Below are 21,141 nucleotides of genomic sequence, written 5' to 3'. Positions count from 1 at the left end.
TCCCCTATTCGAGCCCGAACCGGGCCTTGGCCAGATCGCGTTTGGCGATTTTGGCGAGGTAGGTGGACAGGCCGGCGTGCGTGACGAACATCGACATGTCCCGCCACACCCGCTCGACGCGCTCGCCGGCGCGCACGGCGCTCGAACCCGCCGTGGGGAACAGGTGCGACTCGACCGCCCGCCAGCACAGGGCGACGGCCTCCTGGCAGATGGCCGCCAGCTTCAGCTCGTGCTCGTGCGTGACGGCGGCCGGGCCGCGGGCGCTCGCCTCGCGCCACTGCCGGACCGCGTCCGTCGTCGCGGCCTCGGCCGTGGCGATCAGGCCGGCGGCCTTGCCGTAGGTGAGCTGGAAGTCCGGGTCCTCGGTACGCGTCACGATCGGCGGGAACGGCGTCGTGCGGGTGCGCATGAGGTCCTCGTAGGCGTCCAGCGCGCCCTTGGCCATGCCGACGGCGAGCAGCGCGTCCTCCATGACCATGAAGCTGAGCTGCCCGCCGCCGTACTCGGGGCCGTGCAGCTCGCGGCCCGGAGTGCCGCCGGTGACGTCGATCTGGCTCATGTGGTGCTTGAGCACGTATCGGTCGGGGACGCGGCCGCCGGCGACGCGGATGCTGTGCGAGCCGCTGCCCTTCAGCCCCAGCGCGTGACCCCAGTCGTCGAGGCGGGTCCACTCGCTGCGGGGTGCGATGAACATGACGGGCTCGCCCGACTCGATCAGCGCGTGCCCCATGAAGTGGGTGGCGTACGGCGAGCCCGAGCAGTAGCCCCAGGTGCCGTCGATCAGCCAGTCGCCGTCGGGCGTGCGCTCGGCCGTCCCGCCGGGCATCACGGTCGCCGGGCAGATGAACTCCCCGGAGGCGAAGATCTCCTCCTGGGTGCGCTCGTCGAAGATCGTGGCGGCCGGCAGCGCGTGCGCGGCGCCCAGGCAGAACATCCACCCCGTCGAGGGACACCCCCTGGTGAGGTTGATCGCCACGCGGACGAAGGTGTCGATCCCGAACTCGTAGCCGCCGTATCGGCGGGGCACCAGGATCCGGTAGAAGCCCGCCCTGGAGAACTCCTCGTGGACGTCCTCGGCGTAGAAGGTACGCCGCTCGGTCTCGGCCTGGCGCTCGGCCAGTGCCGGAATCATGGCCTCCGCCCTGGCGACCACGTCCTCGGGGGTGAGTCCGGGCTCCGGCGGTTCGGCGAGGCGATGCTCGAAAACAGTGGTGTCGACACCCATCGCTATGCGCGTCCTCACGGTTTCGTGGTCGAATCGGGCATGCCGTCAGCGTCACATCCACGATTTGGCCGCGCATCTCCCGGCGTGCTGTTCTGCGCGGGCACGGCGAAGCCCCCGGCTCAGGAAGCAGTTCCTGGGCCGGGGGCTTTCACAGGCCGGGCAATTCCGGTTGCCGGGGCGGTCGAATTCCTTTCTCCCGTCGTTTATCCATTCGGCGGTCAGTTGAAGGAGATGGCCACCTCCCCGAGCACCTGGCTGTTGTTGCCGGCGCCGACGAAGCAGGAGGAGGCCGAGCAGTCCACCGGGCCCACCGGGGTGCCGTCGTACCCGACGCCGTCGAACTGGCGGTTCAGCTTGAGCGGGATCGTCGCCGAGCCGCTCGCGTCCGTCGTGAACGAGGTGGCCGTGCCCCCGTCGCAGGCGGCGCCGGACGCCGTGGTCGCGCAGGTGGCGATGCCGAACTCGGCATTGGGCAGCGCCCCGGTGACGGTCACCGTGGCAGTGGCGCCGTCCTGGACGTTCGAGGCCGGAGAGACTGAGAAACTGGGCGCGGCGGCGGAGGCCGCCGGGCTGGTGGCGAAGGCCAGACCGCAGGTGACCGCGGCGGCGAGACCCAGCTTGGCAATCAGACCAGTCTTGCGCGTCATTCTTTACTCCTTTTTTCGGGGCGATTTGTTTCGCCGTCGTGAGTACAACTCTGCGGCATCGGCGGGGGGCTTTCCAGAGGAAATCAATTCAGCATGCTGCAATCGCGGTGACTGCATCTTGTCAATGATCGCCTTGCGTTCTGTTTGAAGATGGGCTATCCGCAGGCGAGCAATGCCGGATAAGACACCGGGCCGCGCAGCCGGGAGAATCCGGACCAGTGTGCCCGTCCGTACGGCACGGCTCATCGCTTGGGAGCGGCTGTGACCATCGACCAGATCACCCGGGACGCCAACGTCTACGGCGACGACATCAGCGAGATCTACGACCTGCTCTACCTGCGGCGCGGCAAGGACTACGCGGGTGAGGCCGACATCGTGACGAGCCTCGTGCGTGAGCGCGTGCCGCACGCCGACTCCCTGCTCGACGTGGCCTGCGGGACGGGGGAGCACCTCAAGACGCTGCGCGAGCGCTTCTCCCGGGTCGAGGGCCTGGAGCTGTCGGACGCGATGCGCGCCAGGGCGCGGGCCAAGCTGCCCGGGGTCGCCGTCCACCCGGGCGACATCCGCGACTTCCGGCTCGGCCGCGTCTTCGACGCCGTGTGCAGCCTCTACAGCACGGTCGGCTACATGTCGGGCACCGGCGAGCTCGACGCCGCGGTGGCGAGCATGGGCCGGCACGTGGCGCCCGGGGGCGTGCTGATCGTGGAGCCGTGGTACTTCAGGGACGGCTTCGCCGACGGGCACATCGGCGACGACGTGGTCCGCGAGGAGGGCCGGACGATCGCCAGGGTGGCCAGGTCGGCCCGCGACGGCGACACCGTGCGCGTCCAGGCGCACTACCTGGTGGCCGACGGGGCCGGCGTGCGCCACTTCGAGCACACCCAGGTGATGAGCCTGTTCTCCCGCGCCGAGTACGCGGCGGCCTTCGAGCGGGCCGGCTTCACCGCCGAGTGCCTGGAGGAGACCGGGCCGCTGCTGGCCGGCCGCTCCCTGTTCCTCGGCGTGCGGCGGGACGGATCCGCGCGGTGATCCCCCTGTTCAAGGTCGAGGTGGCGGACGGCACGGCCGACCGGGTCACGGCCGTGCTGGACAGCGGCATGCTCGGGCACGGGCCGCTGGTCGAGGAGTTCGAGCGGCAGCTCGGCGACCGGCTCGGCAATCCGCACGTGGCCGCGCTCAACAACGCCACCTCCGGGCTGCAGCTCGCGCTGCGCCTGGCGGGGGCCGCGGACGAGCCGGGCGGCGAGGTGCTCAGCACCCCCTTCACCTTCGAGGCGTCCAACTGGAGCATCCTGGCCGGCGGCCAGCGCGTCACCTGGGTGGACGTCGACCCGGCCACCCTCAACATGGACCTCGACGACCTGGCCAAGAAGATCACCCCGCGGACCAGGGCGATCATGATCGTGCACTGGGGCGGCTTCCCCGTGGACGTCGATCGCCTGGCCCGCATCCTGGACGACGCCGAGGCGGCGCACGGCCACCGCCCGGTGGTCGTCGAGGACTGCGCCCAGGCGTGGGGCGCCACCGTGCACGGCCGCCCGCTGGGCAACCACGGCAACCTGTGCGTCTACAGCTTCCACGCGACCAAGCACCTGAGCTGCGGCACCGGCGGCCTGCTCGTGCTGCCCGACGAGCGGTCGCTGCGGCGCGCCCGGCGGCTGCGCTTCTTCGGCATCGAGCGCGACGCCGACCGCGTGCACGCCGACTACGACGTGCCCGAGTGGGGCTACAACTTCTACCTCAACGAGATCGGCGCGGCCATCGGCCTGGGCAGCCTGACCGTGGTGGACGACCGGATCGCCCGGCACCGCCGCAACGCCGCCTACTACGACGCCGAGCTCGCCGGGGTGCCCGGCCTGGAGCTGACGGCGCGGACACCGGGGCTGGACTCGTCGTTCTGGCTCTACCCCGTCCTGGTGGAGGACCGCACCGCCTTCATCCGCAAGCTGGCCGGCGCCGGGATCGCGGCGAGCGTGGTGTGCCGGCGCAACGACGCGCACGGCTGCGTGCGCCCGGCTCCGGAGCCGCTGCCCGGCCTGGAGACCGTGCACGACCGCGTGGTCAACATCCCGGTCGGCTGGTGGCTGTCGGACGAGGACCGGGCGCGGGTCGCGCACACCATAAGATCCGGCTGGTGACTCATGGCAATCGCCGATAAAGGTTCGCGCCGGGCCGATGTTAACGTCTATTCATGGACGCTTCCTGTCGAATTTGCAGCGGGCCGGTCAAGGCGTTTGTCGACCTGGGCCGCCAGCCCCGCGGAAACGCTTTCCCCCGGGCCGGCCAGGTGGCCGATGAATTTCGTTACCAGCTGGTCGTGGGAATGTGCGACACATGCACCATGGTCCAGCTGATGGCGGACATTCCCCAGGAAGTCAGATATCACGACGAATACCCGTACCACGCCTCCAACTCGGTGGTGCACAGCCGGCACTTCGAGGGCCTGGCCCGGCACTTCCTGGACAAGGAGCTGACCGGCCCCGACCCGTTCATCGCGGAGATCGGCAGCAACGACGGCGTCATGCTCGCCACCATCGCCGCGGCCGGGGTGCGGCATCTGGGCATCGAGCCGTCCACCCAGGTGGCGGAGATGTCCAGGGCGCGCGGCGTGCGGGTGCTGTCGCAGTTCTTCGACGAGTCCTCCGCCGGGCCGATCCGCGCCGAGCACGGCCCGGCCGACGTGATGTTCGGCGCGAACGTGATCGCCCACATCTCCCACCTGGCCTCGGTGCTCAAGGGCGCCAAGAAGCTGCTCGGGCCCGGCGGCGTCTTCGTCTTCGAGGAGCCCTACCTGGGCAGCGTCATCGAGCAGACCGCCTTCGACATCCTCTACGACGAGCACTCCTTCGTCTTCTCCGTCCGTGCCATCCAGGCCGCGGCCGAGCCGTACGGGCTCGAACTCGTCGACGCCGAGCCGGTGGCGCTGCACGGCGGCTCGATGCGCTACACCCTCGGCCAGCCCGGCGCCCGCCCGGTCGGCCCCGGCGTGCCCGCGCTGCTGGCCGCCGAGGCCGCCCAGGGGCTGGGCGAGCACGCCACGCTGGAGGCCTTCGCCCGCCGCGCCGAGCGCATCCGCGACGAGCTGACCGCGCTCGTCGGGTCGCTGCGCGCCGAAGGCAGGACCGTCGTCGGCTACGGCGCCCCCGCCAAGATCACCACGGTGACCAACTACTGCGGCTTCGGCCCGGACGTCATCCCCTTCGTGTGCGACTCCACGCCGTCGAAGCAGGGCCGGGTGGTGGCCGGGTCGCACATCCCCGTGGTGACCCCTGCCGTGTTCGCGGAGAGCGATGCCGACTACGCGATCCTGTTCGCCTGGAACCACGCCGAGGAGATCATGGCGAAAGAGCGCGCGTTCGCCGCGCGCGGCGGCCGGTGGCTTCTCTACGTGCCCGAGGTGCATATCGTCTGAGCGTTTTCAGCACATGTGGAGATGCGCCGTGCGGGGTGGCCGCCCACCATTTAGGTAATTCCCCCAGCCGGGCGGTCCGAGAGAAAGGAACCCACGGTGTCTGTGGCGGCGGAAATCAGTCATACAGGCGCTCTCGGAGAGCGCCGCCCCGACCTTCCCGCATTGACCGGCCTACGTATCATCGCCGCGTTACTGGTCTTCATGAGTCACGTCGTCTATCCGATGACGTCAGGAAATCAGAATCCCGCGACGCCCTACAGCGACGACGGGATCACGCAGACCCTCGTCTGGCTCTTCTACCCCGGCGGCTACATCGGGGTGTCGTTCTTCTTCATCCTGAGCGGCTTCGTCATCACCTGGTCCTGGCGGCCGGGCGGCCGGACCACGTCCTTCTGGCGGCGGCGGGCGGTGAAGATCCTGCCCAACCACGTCGTCACCTGGGGCCTGGCGATGCTGCTGTTCGCAGCGTCGTTCACGCCGCTGTGGGGCCTGCCGAACCTGTTCCTGGTCAACTCCTTCTCGCCCGACCCCAACCTGTGGGGCGGCGCCAACATGCCGGCCTGGTCGCTGAGCTCGGAACTGCTGTTCTACCTGCTGTTCCCGTTCCTGATCATCCCGATCGCCAAGATCAGGGAGAACCGGCTGTGGCTCTCGGCGGCCCTCGTGGTCGTGGCCATGGCGGCGGTCTGCGTGGCCACGCTCACGCTGCTGCCCGACTCCCCCCGCTACCCGGGTGAGGCGCTGGCGCTGACGCAGTTCTGGTTCGTCTACATGTTCCCGCCGGCGCGGCTGTTCGAGTTCGTGCTCGGCATGGTCCTGGCCAGGATCGTGATCAGCGGCCGGTGGCCCAGGATCGGCGTCGCGCCGGTCATCGCCCTGCTCGTGGCCGCCTACGCCGCCACGCTGTGGGTGCCGGAGCCGTACAGCATCTCGCTGGTCACCGCGATCCCGTTCGGGCTGGCCATCGGCACCTACGCCGCGGCGAACCTGCGCGGCCGGCGCACCTTCATGGGCAGCAGGGTCATGGTCTGGCTCGGCACCGTCTCCTTCGCCTTCTACATGACCCAGGCCGTGGTGCTCTACTGGCTGCGCGAGGCGGTGCTGGGCGACACCGAGTACGGGCCGGTCGGCGGCACCCTGCTGATCCTCGGCCTCATCGCGGTCAACGTGGTGGCCGCCTGGCTGCTGCACAAGCTGGTCGAGGCGCCCGCGATGCGGCACTGGAGCCGGTCGAAGAAGGCGCCACCGCCGCAGGAGGCGCCGCGCACGCCGGTGCCCGCCGCCTCCTCGGCCGAGTGACCCTTCCCCCTGCCGTGCCCGCGATGCCCACCCCGTCAGCGGTGGGCATCCGCGTGACAAGATCCGACAAGACCCAGGAGACTGCCGTGAACAGACGTTGCCCGGTCCTCGACACCACCGGCAAGAACATTCACGCCGAGACGGACCAGCTGCGCTCGCAGGGCCACGCGACCCAGGTCGAGCTGCCGGGCGGGGTCATCGCCTGGTCCGTCAACACCCACGCCGCGATCAGGCGGCTGCTCACCGACCCCAACGTCACCAAGAGCGCCCGCAACCACTGGCCCGCCTTCGTCAACGGGGAGATCCCGCCCGACTGGGAGATGATCAGCTGGGTGGCCATGGACAACATGGTCACCGCGTACGGCAAGGACCACGTGCGGCTGCGCAAGCTCGTCGGCAAGGCGTTCACGCCGCGCCGCACCGAGGCGATCCGCCCGCGCATGGCCGAGCTGACCAACCAGCTCCTGGACGCGCTGGCGGCCGTGCCGCCGGGCGAGGTGGTCGACCTCCGCCAGAGCTTCGCCTACCCGCTGCCGGCCATGCTGGTGGCCGACCTCATCGGCATGTCCGAGGCGGCCCGGGTGCAGACCGCCAAGGTCATCGACATGATGGTGGACACCACCGTGAGCCCCGAGCAGGCCCAGGGCATCCTGCTCGGCTGGCGCGGCGCGATGGAGGAGCTCATCGCCGAGAAGCGCCGCAACCCCGGCGAGGACATCACCAGCGACCTGGTGGCCGCCCGGGACGAGGACGGATCGCGGCTGTCCGAGGTCGAGCTCACCGACACGATCTTCGCGATCCTGGGCGCGGGCTCCGAGACCACGATCAACTTCTTCGACAACGCCATCACCGCGCTGCTCACCCACCCCGACCAGCTCGAACTGGTCAGGACCGGGCGGGCGACGTGGGACGACGTGATCGACGAGACCCTGCGGGTCGACTCGCCGCTCGTCCACCTGCCGCTGCGCTACGCCGTCACCGACATCCACCTGGACGGCGTCACGATCCCGCAGGGGGACCCGATCCTCATCAACTACAGCGCCGTGGGCCGCGACCCGGCCCTGCACGGCGAGGAGGCCGGCCGGTTCGACATCACCCGGCCCGACAAGGAGCACCTGTCGTTCGGCTACGGCCCGCACTACTGCCTCGGCGCCAGCATCGCCCGCGCGGTCGCGCAGACGGGGCTCTCGACGCTGTTCGAGCGCTTCCCCGAGCTGAGCCTCGCGGTGCCGGTGGACGACCTGGTGCCGCTGCCCACCTTCATCATGAACGGCCACCAGGCCCTGCCCGTCCGCCTGACCGCGGCGGTGCCCGCCACGGCCGGCGCCCGCTGACCCGCCCGCACACGCGACGATCCGGCCCGGAGCACCGGGCCGGATCGTCGCGTTCCGTCGCCGTGTCACGCGGCGGCCAGCTCGTAGGCCCGGCGGGCGGTGACGAGCGGCTTGGCGGCGCCGGCGCCGGTGTCGTCCTGGGCGAGCCACCACGGGTTCGCCCTGGCCCAGGCGATCGTCCGCAGCAGCCCATCCTCCAGCGAGGTGGCGCAGTCCCAGCCCAGCACCCGCCGCGCCTTGGAGCTGTCGGGGATGCGCCGGGGCACGTCCTCGTAGGCCGAGCCGAGCGCGGTGCGGGTGTCGACCGCGATCTCCTCGGCCTCGGCGCCCGTCAGCTTGGCCACCAGCTCGCCCGCGTCCCTGATGCTCGTCTCCACCATGCTGCCCAGGTTGAACGACTCGCCGACGGCCGCCGGGTGCGAGGCGGCCAGCAGGGTGCCCTCCACGGCGTCGTCCACGTACGTGAAGCAGCGGGTCTGCTCGCCCCGGTCGTACAGGACGATGGCGCGGCCGTTGAGCGCCCGGTGCACGCTGCGGCTGAGGACGAACGCGGGCCGCTGGCGGGGGCCGTAGGCGTTGAAGTAGCGCACGATCGTGGTCTCCAGGTCGTGCTGGCGGCCGAACGCGAACGTCAGGTGCTCGGTCAGCGCCTTGGCGGAGGAGTAGGTCCAGCGGTCGGCGGAGGTGGAGCCGAGGACCCGGTCGGCCTCCTCGGTCCACGGCACCGCCGGGTTCTTGCCGAACACCTCGCTGGTGCTGGCCACCACGACGCGCGCCCCGGCCCGCGCGGCCGCCTCCAGGACGTTGCGGGTGCCCTGGAAGTTGATGTCGATGACGTCCAGCGGGCGGGCCAGGTACTGGTCCACGCCGACCACCGCCGCCAGGTGGTAGACCACGTCCACCCCCTTGCCGATGGCCCTGGCCAGGTCCTCCGGGTTGCGCACGTCACCCCGCACGAGCCTGGCGTGCGCCCGGGCCAGGTGCTGGTGCTCGGGCAGCGGGCCGCTGTCGAAGACGGTCACCTCGTCACCGCGGGCGATCAGCCGCTCCACCAGGTGGCTGCCGATGAATCCGGAGCCGCCGGTCACGACCACGCGGGTGGGCCTCGGGCTGAGCTGCGCCAGGTTTGCGTTCGACATTTCTTCATCCCTTTCACGGGGTGTTTTATTTTCTTCGACAACTCCAATATCCCGGATCGAGGGCCGTTGAATAAGATTGTCCGGCTTCAGCAAGCTGCAGCGCCGGTCAGCTTCCTGCCGGAGAAATGAGAACACCCGGCCCTGGAAAAGGACCGGGTGTTTTCGGGGACGGGGTCAGCCGGCGGCCGGCGTGACGGTCCGGTAGGTGAGGATGACGATGCCCGACTCCAGCGGCGTGGCGCCGGCGAGCCTCAGCGGCGCCGCGGTGCCGTCGCTGTAGAGCAGCTCGCCGCCGCCGCCGCTGCCCACGAGGACGGGGTGGAGCCAGATCTGCACCTCGTCGAGGAGGCCGTGCTCGATGAGCGTGGCGGTGAGCCGGCCCCAGCCGTAGATGAGGATGTCGCCGCCCGGCTGCTCCTTGAGCTTCGTCACCTCCCCGACGGCGTCGCCGCCGAGTACGGTGCTGTTGTTCCAGCCGGCCTTCTCCAGCGTGCCGGAGACGACGTACTTGGGCAGGCTGTTCATCCGGGCGGCGTACTCGCCCCCGTCTTCCATCCCGGGCCAGGCCTCGGCGAAGCCCTCGTACGTCACACGCCCCATGAGCAGGGCGTCGGCGGCCTTGAGCGTGGCGAGGGCGTGGTTCTCGGCCTCGTCGCTCCAGTAGTCCATGGACCATTCCTCGGGCCGTTCGATGACGCCGTCGAGCGACATGATGACCGATGCGATGACCTTGCGCATGGGGCGACTCCAGAGAGGTGGATGGCTACGATCGGACGCTGTCGGAGGCGGCGGCCACCGGGACGCCGGGCGCGGCCTGGGCGACCGGCTCGGCGGGGCGGCTCTTGCCGAACCACCGCGTCCACAGTCTCATGACGGGACGTTCCAGGGCGTAGTAACTGACGGTCGAGAGCGCGACGCTGGTCGCCAGCACGAACAGGGCCAGCTCCCAGAAGCCGACCGTGCCGCGGAACTGGGTCGCGTCGACCGGAGTCGTGCCGAAGATGTTGCCGTTGCGCAGGAAGACCTCCTGCAGCACGACGTGCCACAGGTAGATGCCGTACGAGATCCGCCCGAGATAGCGGATCACCGGGTTGGCCAGCGTCACGTCCATGAGGCGCGACTTGGCGTGCGGCACGGTCAGCGGCACGATGAACAGCACGCCGAAGACGAGGACCAGCGAGTGCCCCACCAGCTCCTGGACCAGCGCGGGCACGTCACCGGCGCCCGGGGTGCCGAACGGCTGCGGCGCGTACGCCAGGTAGACGGCCGCCGCGCCCAGCCAGAACAGGTTCGGGCGCCGGGCGGCCAGCCGGTAGAGGCCGGGCGTCCGGCCCGAGGCGTCCTGGTAGGCCGACAGGGTGCCGAGCAGCATGCCGCAGGCGAAGGCGCTCATGTAGTAGAACGGCCAGAACCACAGCTCGTACGGGCCGGTGAAGGTGGGCAGGTTCGTCCAGGTCACCCAGGCCAGCCCGAGCACCAGCACGGCCACCGGGGTGACCATCATCCAGCGCAGCCGCGCCCGCAGGTCCTCGCGGCGCCGGGCGAGCCGGCCGGAGATCCACGCCAGCAGCGGGATGGCCAGGTAGAACGTCAGCTCCGTCGGCACCGTCCAGGTGTGCAGGAGGCCGGTCATCGGCTGACCTTCCTGCCAGAAGAAGTGGATCGCCAGGAACGGGCGCAGCACGTCCCACACGTTCGCGATGCCGTTGAGGTTGATCGCGAGCAGCGCGACCGCCAGGACCAGCCAGTACGCGGGCAGGATGCGCAACGCCCGCCTGGTGAGGAACGCGGGGATCGCCGGCCGCCTGGTGCCGGCGATCGCCGCGCGGGCGAACGGCCTGTACAGGAACAGGCCGGACAGGACGAAGAAGGGGGGCAGGCACACGGCCAGCCCGTCGGCCAGGACGCCCCAGATCCCGTTGCCCGGCTGGTCCATGAAGCTGGAGTCGCCGGACAGCCAGGCTGCGTGGAATACGAGAACTCCCAGAGCGAGGACTCCGCGCACTCCTTCCAATCTGGGAAGGCGTTCGCCTTCAGCGGTTCCGCCACCGCTAGCGCGGGCTGTTGCCACCATCGCGTGCTCCCATCAGGAGTGTTTCATCGGCACTTTTCTGGCCGTATCCGTTTATTGCTACGCGTCGATATCAGCACGGCCGATCGGTGAACTACATCTCCTGAATTGCGGGATATTGAGTTATGGGAACAGGCCGCGCTTTTCTGCAGTGACGATCAGCGGCGGACGGCTTCCCCGGGCGCCGGGCTCGGCGTCCAGGACGGCGCCGGGGCGAGCCCGCGCATGCCGTTCCGCAGCACCCGGAAGACCATGCCGGGGCTCATCAGCGCCTGCGGCGGGTCGACCAGACCGGCCACCCGCATGAAGGTCCTCGTCACCGCGCCGTCGCGGGTGGCGGCGACCTGCAGCTTCGCCATGTACGCGTTCATCATCTTGACCATCGCCGGGCGCGGCCCCGCCACCTCGGCGAAGCTGAGATCGCCGCCGGCCGAGATGTTCCACGGCACGTCGATCACCGCGGAGATGTCCTTGAGGAAGCTCAGCGGACGCGGCTCCACGCCCTGCCGCAGGTGCGTGCGCAGCGTGAGCGCCTCCAGCGCGGCCACCGTCATGCCCTGGCCGTACACCGGGTTGAAGCTGCACGCGGCGTCGCCCAGCACGAGCAGCCCGTCGGGGAAGCGCTCCAGCCGCTCGTAGTGCCGCCGGACGCTGGCCGGATACCTGAAGGACACCGGGTCGTCGAGCGGCTCGGCGTCCCGGATCACCTCGTAGATGTCCGGCACGGGCAGCGACCTGACGAACTCCATGAAGCCCTCGTGGGTCGCGGGCGCGCTGTCGCCGAGAACCCCGGTGAGCGACAGCACGCAGCGGCCGCCCTCGATCCGGGAGAAGAAGGCGCCGCGCGGGTGCGAGGGGCCGGAGACCGGGTTGATCGACAGATCGCCGTCCAGGATGCTCTCGTCGGGCAGCCGGTAGTGCCGCGTGGTGTAGGTCAGGTCGATCTTGACCTTCTCCTCGGCGGGCCGCTCGTAGCCGAACTCCTCCAGCCACACGGGCGTGCGCGAGCCCCGGCCCGTCGCGTCGACGACGAGGTCGGCCTCGATGAGCTCCTCCCGGTCGCCGTCCTGCGGCCGGACCCGGACGCCGGTCACCCGGGCGCGGTCGGCCGTCGCGACCAGGCCGGCGATGTCGCACCGCTCGACGAACGTCACGTTCGGCAGCTCGGCGACCCGGGCCCGCACCTGGCTCTCCAGCACCGGCCGGGCCGCCGACACGCACACCAGCCCCGTGGTGCCCGGTTCGAGCCGGACGCCGTTGAAGAACCAGCGCAGCTCACCCAGGTCGCCGGTCGGCACGCCGGCCGCCTTGGCGCCCTCGGTGAAGCCGGGGAACAGCTCCTCCAGGATCTGCTGGCCCCGGGCGAGCAGCCCGTGGACGTGGCGCCCCTGGGGCACCCCGCGCCGGGCGGTGCTGACGCCCACCAGGGAATCACGATCCACCACCAGCACGTCCGTATACGCCTCGGCGAGCACCCGGGCCGCCAGCAGGCCCGCCATGCTGCCACCGAGCACCACCGCGCGGTCTCCCACGGCCATCGCGGTCACCTCCCACGTTTCTGATCGTCGGCAGAACCATCGTCACGCCGCCCGGTGTGCGGGTGCATCTCCTGAAATGCCGGTCGGGACCCGTACGCTCCCGGCCGCCCGGCGACGGTCATCGCAGGGAGCGCGCGAACGCGCGGATGTCGCCGACCAGGGGGCCGGGCTGCTCCAGCGCGGCGAAATGGCCGCCCCGGTCGTACTCGGTCCACTGCGTGATCGTCGGCAGCGCCTGGTCGGCGAAGCGGCGGATCGGCCGGGTCGCGTCCGCCGGGAACACGGCCACCGCGACCGGCATGGCCAGCGGCCACGGCCCGCCCCACGTCCGGACGAACGCCGCGTCGCCGTAGGAGGACTCGTAGTAGAGCTGGGCGGAGGAGCCCGCCGTGGCGGTCAGCCAGTAGATGGACACGTTCGTCAGCAGGTCGTCGCGGCTCACCGCGTCCTCGGGCGACTTGTCGGAGTCCGTCCACTCCTTGAACTTCTCCACGATCCAGGCGAGCTGCCCGGCGGGGGAGTCCGTGAGCCCGTACGCGATCGTCTGCGGGCGGGTGGACTGGATCTTCTGCCAGCCGACCCCGTCCTGCTGGAACCGGCCGCCGTGCTCCAGCCGGGCGAGGTCGTCCGCGCTCAGGTCGGCCATCGCGGCCGGGTCCGGCGGCGGGAACGTCACCAGCATGTTGATGTGCACCCCGGCCACGTGCGCCGGGTCCGCCAGCCCGAGCTGGAGCGAGATCACCTTGCCCCAGTCGCCGCCCTGCGCGACGTAGCGGTCGTAGCCGAGCCGGCTCATCAGCTCGGCCCAAGCCCGCGCCACCCGGGGCACGTCCCAGCCGGTCTCCTTCGTCGGGCCGGAGAAGCCGTACCCGGGGATGGACGGGATGACCACGTGGAAGGCGTCGGCCGGGTCGCCGCCGTGCGCGGCGGGGTCGGTCAGCGGGCCGATCACGTCCAGGAACTCGGCGACCGAGCCCGGCCAGCCGTGCGTGATGATCAGCGGCGTGGCGTCCGGCTCGGGGGAACGGACATGCACGAAGTGCACGTTCGCGCCGTCGATCTCGGTGGTGAACTGCGGGAAGGAGTTCAGCCGCCGCTCGGCGGCGCGCCAGTCGAAGCCCGTGCGCCAGTACTCGGCCAGCTCCTTGAGGTAGTCCAGGGGCACGCCCCGGTCCCAGCCGACACCGGGCAGCTCGTCCGGCCACCGGGTGGCGGCGAGTCTCCGGTTCAGATCGTCGAGGTCGTCCTGCGGGATGTCGATACGGAACGGACGCATGTGTGCCCCTGGTTCGCTAGAGCTGTCTGGGGGAGGGGCGAGGACCGCGCGCGCCTCTGGCCCCACGACGTCATCGTCGGCCCCGCCCGCTCCCGCACGCATCTCGCGACGTGCGGCATCCGCCCGCTCTGCGGCCCGCCCGGCCGCCCTCCGGACATGCGGGCGGCCCGTCCGGTCCGCCGCCAGGGGCGGCAGGCCGGACGGGCCGATGTCCCGGCGCCGGCCACGCTGACGGCGCCGGCGGTCCGGTGCTAGGCGGTGACCTTGGTGATGACGTCCGCCACCTGGGCCACGGCCGAGTAGTCGCCGGGGCTGAACCGGGTCTTGGTGACGGCGAACGCGATGCCGCTGGGCAGGTGCAGCTCGGCGTGGCTGCCGCCGGCGCCGGGCCAGCCGATCACGGTCTTCGGGTCGGGGCCGTTCTCCACGGGCCGGCCGAGACCGAAGCCGAGCGCGTACTGGGTGGGGTGGCCGAAGATCTGGTCCACGTCCTCGACGGCGAGCGCGGAGACCTCTTCGAGCTGCTCGGGCGTGAGCAGGCGGACCCCGTCCACCTCGCTCTGCAGCGCCGCGTAGAGCTTCGCCAGCGCCCGCGCGCTCATGGTGCCGCCGGCCGGGATCTCCGCGCCGAGGTAGTCGCGCCGGTTGACGAGCTCGGCCGACAACTGCACGGCCTTGGGCACGGCCTTGAAGTACGTGGGCATCATCTGGGCCAGCATGTCGAGGTCGACCGGGTCGCCGACCTGCACCTGCGGGGCCACGCGGTCGATCTCGGACTCCGGCACGGCCAGGTAGAGCTCGTCGGCCACGCCCAGCGGCCCGGACACCTTCTCGCGCAGGACCTGCGAGATGCGCTTGCCGGTGGCGCGGTGGACGACCTCGCCGATGATGTAGCCGAACGTCTGGGCGTGGTAGCCGGTCTTGGTGCCGGGCTCCCACCACGGCTCGGCGGCGGCCAGCCCGCCGACGATCTTGTCCCAGTCGGTCAGGTCGTCGCCGGTGGTGTCCTCGGGGACGCCGGGCGTGCCCACGGTGTGGGTCAGCGCGTGCCGGATCGTCGCCTTCTCCTTGCCGTTGGCGCCGTACTCGGGCCAGATCTCGGCGATGGGGGTGTCGTACCCGAAGACGCCCTCCCCGACGAGCACGTGCACCACCGTCGAGGTGAGTGCCTTGCCCGCGGAGGTGGCGTAGATCGGTGTGTCGGAGGTGAGAGGCCGCCCGGTCGCCTGGTCGGCGACACCTGACACGGCGTCGGCCAGCAGTTCACCGTGACGGTAGACGGCGACCTGCAGACCCGTCTCGGCTCCGGATTCGACTAGCTGGTCGATCGTCCCCTGAACTTGCCGCTGGAGATCGCTCATGGTCCCGTTCCCTTTGATGGTGGATGTCCTCGCCTCAACTGAGGGCCATTCACAGACAGTTTGCTGAGAGAAAAGGTCGCCGGACAACCGAACAGATGAACGCCGCAATCTCGGAGAAATCGGCGGCTGCACGTCCAGCATTCTCGGAGATGCAGCCGGGCCGGCCCGGCCAGCAAGATGTGCCAGTAAAGCATGATTCGTAACGCTATTCATTCGGTTGATATCGCATCCGGTTGATTTCGCATCACCGCGCGTGAGGGAGGCTTGATGGCACTGCTCGCGCCACCGGGACCGGCCACGGCCGGCTACTGGAACAAGAAGACCGAGACCATGCCACGCGAGGAGCTGGCCGCCTGGCAATGGCGCAAGCTGCGACTCGCGCTCGCCCACGCCAGGGCGAACTCGCCCTTCTGGCGGGACCGGCTGCCCGAGCGGCTCGACTCGCTGGAGGACTACTTCGCGCGGGTGCCGCTGCTGTACAAGAAGGACCTGATCGCGGCGGAGGAGACGGCGCCGCCGTACGGCACCTGGCCGTCGATGGACCCCTCGTTCGCGATCCGGCACCACCAGACCAGCGGCACCAGCGGCGACCCGCCCGTGCGCACCTTCGACACCCAGCGCGACTGGACCTGGGGCGTCGACCTGTGGTGCACCGTCCTGCACGGCATGGGCGTGCGTCCCGGCTACAAGGGCCTGGTCGCCTTCGGCTACGGGCTGTTCATCGGGTTCTGGGGCATGCACTACGGGCTGGAGCGGATGGGCTGCCGGGTCGTCCCGGCGGGCGGGCTCGACTCCAAGGCCCGCGTGCGCATCCTGGTGGACCTGCAGATCGAGGTGCTGGGCTGCACGCCCAGCTACGCCATGCGGCTGATCGAGACGGCCCGGGAGATGGGCGTCGACCTGGCCCGGGACGCCAACGTCAAGATCATCATGGCCGGTGGCGAGCCGCGGCCGGAGTCGACCACGCAGGCGATCTCCGAGGCGTTCGGCGCGCGCGTGTTCAACGCGGCGGGGACGACCGAGTTCGGCACGGTGTCGATGTTCGAGTGCCCGTGGCTGAACGGCGGCTGCCACATCATCGAGTCGGGCGTCATCGAAGAGGTGCTGCACCCCGACACGCGCCGGCCCGTCGGCTACGGCGAAGAGGGCATCCGCGTGACGACCGGCCTCGGCCGCGAGGGCATGCAACTGTTCCGGCACTGGACCGACGACCTCGTGGTGAAGCGGCCGTGGAGCGAGTGCGGCTGCGGCCGGACCTGGGACTGGTTCGACGGCGGCATCCTCGGCCGCCGCGACGACATGCGCAAGATCCGCGGCGTCTCGGTCACCCCCGTGATGGTCGAGGACGTCCTGCGCGCCTTCCCCGAGGTGAGCGAGTACCAGGTGGTGCTGCGCACGATCCGCGGCCTGGACACGATCGTGCTGCGGGTCGAGCCGGACGACATCCCCGGCCTGGACGTCACCGACCTCGGCACCCGCGTCAGCACGACGATGAAGCAGGAGATCGGCATCCGCCCGGACGTGGAGTTCGTGACTCCGGGCACCCTTCCCCGGTTCGAACTGAAGGCGGCGAGGTTCCATGACGAACGCAGATGAGCTCTCCGACAAGCAGGAGCGGCAGCTCCGCGACTGCTACGCGACGCTGCACGAGCTCGCGGAGACCTGCGGGGTCCCCTCCGTCGTGGCCGCCGCGCGCGCCGCCGTGGCCGAACTGCACGCCGCACTGGACGGGCAGGCGCTCGACTTCGGGTTCTACTCGCACAAATGGAGCGCAGAGCAGCCCGTCTGAGCCCGGAGGAGGCGCAATCATGGCCGGCAGGACGAAGAAGATAGTCGCGATCAACGGGTCGGAACGCGACGGCAACACCGCCGACGTGCTCGCGTACGCCGCGGGCGTCGCCTTCCGGCGGGGCGTCGAGTTCGAGACCATCCACCTGCGTGACATCGACATGCTGCGCTGCGGCCCGTGCGGTGACTGCAACGACCGCGTCGTACGGTGCGTGCAGACCGACGACGTGCCCGGCGTCGTGGACAAGATGATCGCGGCGGACGCCATCATCTACGCAGCGCCCGTGCACGGGTTCGGCACGTCCAGCCTGATGCAGACCTTCATCGAGCGGGCCGGCGTGGGCTACCTGCGCTTCGACCGGCCGCTCAGCAACAAGGTCGCCGGGATCATCGCGCTGGCCCGGCGCTACAGCGCGGGCGAGGTCTGGGCCCAGCTCATGGCCAACGCCCTGCTCAACCGCATGATCGTCGTCGGCGCCGGGTTCCCGGCCACGGTGCACGCGCTGCACAAGGGCGACGCGGCCTTCGACGAGGAGGGCCTCATCAACGTGGGCCGCCAGGTCGAGCGCATGATCGACATGATCGAGCTGCTGGACGACTACCGGGAGCTCACCGGACGCCAGGACATCCTGCCCCCGCCCGAACGCAACGAGCGCGAGGGGCTGGCCTGGAACGCGGCGCGGGAGCGCATGTGAGCGCGCCGGCGGACGACGGCGCGTTCGAGGAGGAGTACCGGCGGCTGCACGCCAGGTTCTACGCCGGGGCGATGTCGCAGGACGACTGGGCCGGCTGGCAGGAGCGGCGGCTGGCGAGCGTGCTGCGGCACGTCACGGCACGCTCGCCGTTCTACCGCCGGCACCTGGCCGGGGTGGACCTGGCGCGGGTGACCCCGCGCACGCTCCCGCTGCTGCCGTTCACGACCAAGGACGACCTGCGCAGGGAGATGTACGACGTGCTGTCCGGCGACATCGCCGAGGCGGCCGTCTATTACGAGACGACCGGCACGACCGGCGCGTCCACGCCCTGCCCGCGCGGTCCCAGGGACGTCATGACGAGCAACTCCGCCGTCGCCGAAGCCTGGCGGCGGCTGTTCGCGGCCCGCTTCGGCGACCGCAAGCCCGTCGTCGGCCTGATGGGCCCGTCGGAGCTGTACGCGTTCGGCGACGTCTTCGGCGCCGTCACCGCGGAGCTCGGCATCTGCCACGTCAAGATCTGGCCGGAGTCGCCGCGCGTCGGCTTCCGCAAGGCGCTGCGGCTCATCGAGGAGCTGGGCGTCGAGGTCCTCGTGTGCGCGCCGGCCCTGTGCCTGAGCCTGGCCAAGGCCGCCCTGCACTACGGCTACGACCTCGACCGGCTGCCGGTGTCGATGTTCCTGGTGCTCGGCGAGGTGTGCACGGGCGCCTTCCGGGCGAACGTGACCTCGCTCTGGCCCGGCGCGGCCGTCTACCCCGCCCTGTACGGCTCGCAGGAGGCGCTGTGCATCGCCACCGGCGCGATCACCGGCGACCTGCACCTGTCCAAGCCGAACTACCTGGCCGAGGTCGTCGACCCGGACACGGGCGAGGCGCTGGGTGAGACGGGCGAGGGCGAGCTGGTCCTGACCATGCTGATCGACGGCATCAAACCGCTGATCAGGTACCGCACCGGGGACCTGGTCCGGATCACGCCGGCGCCGCCCGGCGCGCCCCTGCCGGGGCCGGTCGTCGAGGTCATCGGCCGCGTGGCGGACCGCATCCACCTGGGCAGCGCCACGCTGCAGCCCGCCGAGCTGGAGAGCGCCGTGCTGAGCGGCGTGCGGGGCTGCCTGGGCTACCAGATCGTCATCGATCCGGGTGACGAGGTGACCGTCCGCCTGGATCTGCTGCCCGAGGTCAGCGGCGACCCGCGCGAGGTGGGCGAGGGCGTGTCCGCGCGGCTGCGCGAGCTGGCCGGGGTGCGCGCCGGGGTGAGCGTGGACGCCGGCCTCGATCCGGTGACCAACACCGGCTCGTTCACCAGCTGGAAGGCGGCCAGGATCCTCGACAACCGGTCGGCGCCCGACCGGGTGGCGCTGGTGGCCCGCGAGGTGGCTCACCGCTACGCGATCACGACGTGAGAGGAGCCCGTCCGGCCGCCGGCCGGACGGGCTCTTCCCGCGCGCCGTCCTACTCTTTGTCGATCTTGACGGCCTGGGCGATGTAGTCGCGCAGCGCCGCGTCGTGCGTCTCCAGGTCGGCCGTCTTCTTGAGCTTGACGTGCCGGGTCTGCTTGCCCGACCCGGCCAGCAGGCCGTGCGCGTCCTCGAAGCTCGCGCCCCGCTCGAACGCGAACGTGACGTGCGTCTTGCTCAGGCTGATGATCGCCAGGACCTTCTTGTCGCGCCATGAGGGGGACCCGTAGGTCAGCACTTCGCGCGCGTCAGGGGCCGCGTCGGCCATCAGCGTGCGCAGCCCCTCGACGATGTCCTTGTACTCCGGGGAGACCCTGGTCTTCACGAACTCGTCGACGTCCGGGTTACCCATGGGCAGACCTCCTTGTGATGGTGACGGCTTCTATATCAGGGCGGATGCGTTCGGCGTGACATCGCCGCGGAACAGTCCGGCCGGGTCGACCCGCTCCCGTACGCGGTCGGCCGCGCGGATCTGGTCCGGGCCGAGGTGCCCCTGCGGCTGGTCGCGGTCCTCCACGAAGGTGGGTGCGGTCCTGCCGGTGTCCCAGGGGGCGAGCGCCTCGCGGATCCGGGCGCAACGGTCGCGGATGGCGGCCAGGCCGGGCTCGTCGAGCACCACGCCCGCGCCCGAGTAGGCGTAGGCGGCGTCGAGCCGGTCGAGCGCCCCGCCGGGCGCGGCGGGGGCCGCGTAGGCGCCGCCGAGCTGCCGCAGCCCGGCGGTGACCAGCGGCGAGCCGGCCGGGTCCGCGATCAGGTCGAGGAGGCGCGCGGCGCCGTCGTCGCCGATCTCGCGCAGCAGCAGGTGGTCGCCGGCGATGGCGATGGGCTCGTCCGGCTCCATGTGCGCGTCGAGCACCGCGGCGGTGGTGGTCGTCTCCCACGTGTCGAGCACCGGCTCCGCGATCGCGCGCAGCGGCCCGAGCAGGTCGGCGGCCAGCCGTTCTGCGGCCTCGGTGCCGCCCCCGCTGCCGGCCTCGGTGCCGAGCACCACGCCGTCCACGCACAGCACCGGGCCCGCGCTCAGCGCGGGCGGGATCTCCGGCAACGGCGGCAGGTTCATCACCCGCAGCGACGTGCCGGCCTCCCACGGCGCGTCCAGCGCCCACCGGCGCCAGGCCGACAGCAGCCGGGGAGCGTGCTCGGCCGGCCAGTAGGCGGCGCCCGTGACCACCCGGGCCGCCGGGAACAGGCTGACCTCGACGGCCGTGACCACGCCGAAGCCGCCTCCGCCGCCGCGCAGCGCCCAGAACAGCTCGGGGTCGGACGCGGCGTCGACACGGCGTGTCTCGCCGTCGGCGGTGACGAGCTCGACCGCCAGGACGCTGTTGGCGGCCAGCCCGTGCTTGCGGCCGTAGAAGCTCAGTCCGCCGCGCAGCAGGTAGCCGACCACGCCGACGGTGGGGGCCGAGCCGTGCGGCGCGGCCAGCCCGTGGGCGGCGGCGGCCGTCACGACGGCGGCCCACTCGGTCCCGGCGGGCACGCGCGCCACCCGGCGGGCCGCGTCGATCTCCACGGCGCCGTCCATCCGGGTGCGGATCAGCAGGGCGCCGTCCATGGCCCGGCCGGCGGGCGCGCCGTGCCCGGTGCTGTGCACCCGCACCCCGAGCCCGGCCGCGCTCGCGTGCCGGATGGCGGCCCTGACCTGGTCCACGGTACGCACGGTGGTGGCGGCGACCGGCCGCAGCGGGCCCGCGAGGTTGAACACCCGCGTGGCCGCGTCGTACGCCGGATCGCCGGGCGAGGCGATGATCGTGCCCGGCTCGTCAACCACGGTCATGAGCGTCAGCCTCCAGCTCGGGTGCCCGCGTGTCAGGCCGTTGTCCAGCTTCGCACGCGACCGCCCGTGACACGTCTTCCAAAATGCGGTTCCGGTCTCGCACATCAGGAGATGTGCCGGGCCGC

At 71.0% G+C, this 21,141-nt stretch carries 19 protein-coding genes; 9 read left to right on the top strand and 10 right to left on the bottom strand.

Going from position 1 to position 21,141, the window contains the following annotated elements; genetic code table 11:
- Positions 1–4: 4 nt before the first annotated feature.
- Together ADY59_RS16695 and ADY59_RS16690 are read right to left on the bottom strand one after the other, a co-directional pair.
- Complete coding sequence (locus ADY59_RS16695) at positions 5–1,225, bottom strand: acyl-CoA dehydrogenase family protein (RefSeq protein ID WP_049563121.1); 1,221 nt, start codon at positions 1,223–1,225, stop codon at positions 5–7.
- Positions 1,226–1,443: 218 nt separating this feature from the next.
- Positions 1,444–1,872, bottom strand: a complete 429-nt coding sequence (locus ADY59_RS16690; RefSeq protein WP_049563118.1) for an enediyne antibiotic chromoprotein — start codon at positions 1,870–1,872, stop codon at positions 1,444–1,446.
- 261 nt (positions 1,873–2,133) lie between these two features.
- Here ADY59_RS16690 and ADY59_RS16685 point away from each other — a divergent pair, with 261 nt between their 5' ends.
- The 5 genes from ADY59_RS16685 to ADY59_RS16665 all read left to right on the top strand — a co-directional run bounded on the left by ADY59_RS16685 (position 2,134) and on the right by ADY59_RS16665 (position 7,917).
- Positions 2,134–2,901: a class I SAM-dependent methyltransferase gene (locus tag ADY59_RS16685; protein WP_063780683.1), complete on the top strand. Its 768-nt coding sequence runs from the start codon at positions 2,134–2,136 to the stop codon at positions 2,899–2,901.
- Positions 2,898–4,010 carry a DegT/DnrJ/EryC1/StrS family aminotransferase gene (locus ADY59_RS16680; protein ID WP_049563114.1) on the top strand — a complete coding sequence of 371 codons (1,113 nt, stop codon included), beginning with the start codon at positions 2,898–2,900 and terminating at the stop codon, positions 4,008–4,010. Before ADY59_RS16685 ends, ADY59_RS16680 begins: the two co-directional genes overlap by 4 nt.
- 53 nt (positions 4,011–4,063) lie before the next feature.
- On the top strand, positions 4,064–5,284 hold the full coding sequence (locus tag ADY59_RS16675) for a class I SAM-dependent methyltransferase (RefSeq protein WP_049563113.1): 1,221 nt from the start codon (positions 4,064–4,066) through the stop codon (positions 5,282–5,284).
- 96 nt (positions 5,285–5,380) lie between these two features.
- Entirely contained in the window at positions 5,381–6,583 is a 1,203-nt protein-coding gene (locus ADY59_RS16670; RefSeq protein ID WP_331459486.1) for an acyltransferase family protein, read from the top strand.
- Between the two features lie 86 nt (positions 6,584–6,669).
- On the top strand, positions 6,670–7,917 hold the full coding sequence (locus tag ADY59_RS16665) for a cytochrome P450 family protein (protein WP_049563111.1): 1,248 nt from the start codon (positions 6,670–6,672) through the stop codon (positions 7,915–7,917).
- A 65-nt stretch (positions 7,918–7,982) separates the two neighbouring features.
- Here ADY59_RS16665 and ADY59_RS16660 read toward each other — a convergent pair whose 3' ends face one another.
- The 6 genes from ADY59_RS16660 to ADY59_RS16635 all read right to left on the bottom strand — a co-directional run bounded on the left by ADY59_RS16660 (position 7,983) and on the right by ADY59_RS16635 (position 15,302).
- Entirely contained in the window at positions 7,983–9,056 is a 1,074-nt protein-coding gene (locus tag ADY59_RS16660; protein WP_049563110.1) for an NAD-dependent epimerase/dehydratase family protein, read from the bottom strand.
- 174 nt (positions 9,057–9,230) lie between these two features.
- A complete protein-coding gene (locus ADY59_RS16655) occupies positions 9,231–9,794 on the bottom strand; it encodes a dihydrofolate reductase family protein (protein ID WP_049563108.1) in 564 nt (187 codons plus the stop codon).
- Between the two features lie 25 nt (positions 9,795–9,819).
- Positions 9,820–11,061, bottom strand: a complete 1,242-nt coding sequence (locus tag ADY59_RS16650; protein WP_197093689.1) for an acyltransferase family protein — start codon at positions 11,059–11,061, stop codon at positions 9,820–9,822.
- Positions 11,062–11,285: 224 nt separating this feature from the next.
- Positions 11,286–12,665: an FAD-dependent oxidoreductase gene (locus ADY59_RS16645; RefSeq protein ID WP_049563156.1), complete on the bottom strand. Its 1,380-nt coding sequence runs from the start codon at positions 12,663–12,665 to the stop codon at positions 11,286–11,288.
- 118 nt (positions 12,666–12,783) lie between these two features.
- Positions 12,784–13,941, bottom strand: a complete 1,158-nt coding sequence (locus ADY59_RS16640; protein WP_049563105.1) for an epoxide hydrolase family protein — start codon at positions 13,939–13,941, stop codon at positions 12,784–12,786.
- A gap of 251 nt (positions 13,942–14,192) precedes the next feature.
- Complete coding sequence (locus tag ADY59_RS16635; RefSeq protein ID WP_049563103.1) at positions 14,193–15,302, bottom strand: serine hydrolase domain-containing protein; 1,110 nt, start codon at positions 15,300–15,302, stop codon at positions 14,193–14,195.
- Between the two features lie 267 nt (positions 15,303–15,569).
- Between ADY59_RS16635 and ADY59_RS16630 the strand changes: the two genes are divergently transcribed.
- The 4 genes from ADY59_RS16630 to ADY59_RS16615 are packed head-to-tail and all read left to right on the top strand — an operon-like array spanning position 15,570 to position 19,185.
- Positions 15,570–16,898: a phenylacetate--CoA ligase family protein gene (locus tag ADY59_RS16630; protein ID WP_049563102.1), complete on the top strand. Its 1,329-nt coding sequence runs from the start codon at positions 15,570–15,572 to the stop codon at positions 16,896–16,898.
- On the top strand, positions 16,882–17,091 hold the full coding sequence (locus ADY59_RS16625; RefSeq protein ID WP_049563100.1) for a DUF6052 family protein: 210 nt from the start codon (positions 16,882–16,884) through the stop codon (positions 17,089–17,091). Before ADY59_RS16630 ends, ADY59_RS16625 begins: the two co-directional genes overlap by 17 nt.
- 19 nt (positions 17,092–17,110) lie before the next feature.
- On the top strand, positions 17,111–17,785 hold the full coding sequence (locus ADY59_RS16620) for a flavodoxin family protein (protein WP_049563099.1): 675 nt from the start codon (positions 17,111–17,113) through the stop codon (positions 17,783–17,785).
- The gene (locus tag ADY59_RS16615) at positions 17,782–19,185 is read left to right on the top strand and encodes a phenylacetate--CoA ligase family protein (protein ID WP_049563097.1); all 1,404 of its coding nucleotides are present in this window, start codon (positions 17,782–17,784) and stop codon (positions 19,183–19,185) included. Before ADY59_RS16620 ends, ADY59_RS16615 begins: the two co-directional genes overlap by 4 nt.
- Before the next feature lie 49 nt (positions 19,186–19,234).
- Here the strand turns inward: ADY59_RS16615 and ADY59_RS16610 are convergent, their stop codons facing one another.
- Positions 19,235–19,591, bottom strand: a complete 357-nt coding sequence (locus tag ADY59_RS16610; protein ID WP_049563096.1) for a DUF1801 domain-containing protein — start codon at positions 19,589–19,591, stop codon at positions 19,235–19,237.
- Between the two features lie 30 nt (positions 19,592–19,621).
- The gene (locus tag ADY59_RS16605) at positions 19,622–21,016 is read right to left on the bottom strand and encodes an FAD-binding oxidoreductase (RefSeq protein WP_049563094.1); all 1,395 of its coding nucleotides are present in this window, start codon (positions 21,014–21,016) and stop codon (positions 19,622–19,624) included.
- Positions 21,017–21,141 lie beyond the last annotated feature (125 nt).

The sequence above is a fragment of the Nonomuraea sp. SBT364 genome (assembly GCF_001083785.1).
Lineage (GTDB): Bacteria > Actinomycetota > Actinomycetes > Streptosporangiales > Streptosporangiaceae > Nonomuraea.
This window is presented reverse-complemented; position numbering and strand designations above follow the sequence as displayed.

What these genes read in the sequence shown, in the direction of transcription:
- ADY59_RS16605 (WP_049563094.1), bottom strand. Translation starts at nt 21,016, where the DNA reads ATGACCGTGGTTGACGAGCCGGGCACGATCATCGCCTCGCCCGGCGAT.
- ADY59_RS16695 (WP_049563121.1), bottom strand. Translation starts at nt 1,225, where the DNA reads ATGGGTGTCGACACCACTGTTTTCGAGCATCGCCTCGCCGAACCGCCG.
- ADY59_RS16690 (WP_049563118.1), bottom strand. Translation starts at nt 1,872, where the DNA reads ATGACGCGCAAGACTGGTCTGATTGCCAAGCTGGGTCTCGCCGCCGCG.
- ADY59_RS16660 (WP_049563110.1), bottom strand. Translation starts at nt 9,056, where the DNA reads ATGTCGAACGCAAACCTGGCGCAGCTCAGCCCGAGGCCCACCCGCGTG.
- ADY59_RS16675 (WP_049563113.1), top strand. Translation starts at nt 4,064, where the DNA reads ATGGACGCTTCCTGTCGAATTTGCAGCGGGCCGGTCAAGGCGTTTGTC.
- ADY59_RS16655 (WP_049563108.1), bottom strand. Translation starts at nt 9,794, where the DNA reads ATGCGCAAGGTCATCGCATCGGTCATCATGTCGCTCGACGGCGTCATC.
- ADY59_RS16645 (WP_049563156.1), bottom strand. Translation starts at nt 12,665, where the DNA reads ATGGCCGTGGGAGACCGCGCGGTGGTGCTCGGTGGCAGCATGGCGGGC.
- ADY59_RS16620 (WP_049563099.1), top strand. Translation starts at nt 17,111, where the DNA reads ATGGCCGGCAGGACGAAGAAGATAGTCGCGATCAACGGGTCGGAACGC.
- ADY59_RS16630 (WP_049563102.1), top strand. Translation starts at nt 15,570, where the DNA reads ATGGCACTGCTCGCGCCACCGGGACCGGCCACGGCCGGCTACTGGAAC.
- ADY59_RS16640 (WP_049563105.1), bottom strand. Translation starts at nt 13,941, where the DNA reads ATGCGTCCGTTCCGTATCGACATCCCGCAGGACGACCTCGACGATCTG.
- ADY59_RS16610 (WP_049563096.1), bottom strand. Translation starts at nt 19,591, where the DNA reads ATGGGTAACCCGGACGTCGACGAGTTCGTGAAGACCAGGGTCTCCCCG.
- ADY59_RS16635 (WP_049563103.1), bottom strand. Translation starts at nt 15,302, where the DNA reads ATGAGCGATCTCCAGCGGCAAGTTCAGGGGACGATCGACCAGCTAGTC.
- ADY59_RS16625 (WP_049563100.1), top strand. Translation starts at nt 16,882, where the DNA reads ATGACGAACGCAGATGAGCTCTCCGACAAGCAGGAGCGGCAGCTCCGC.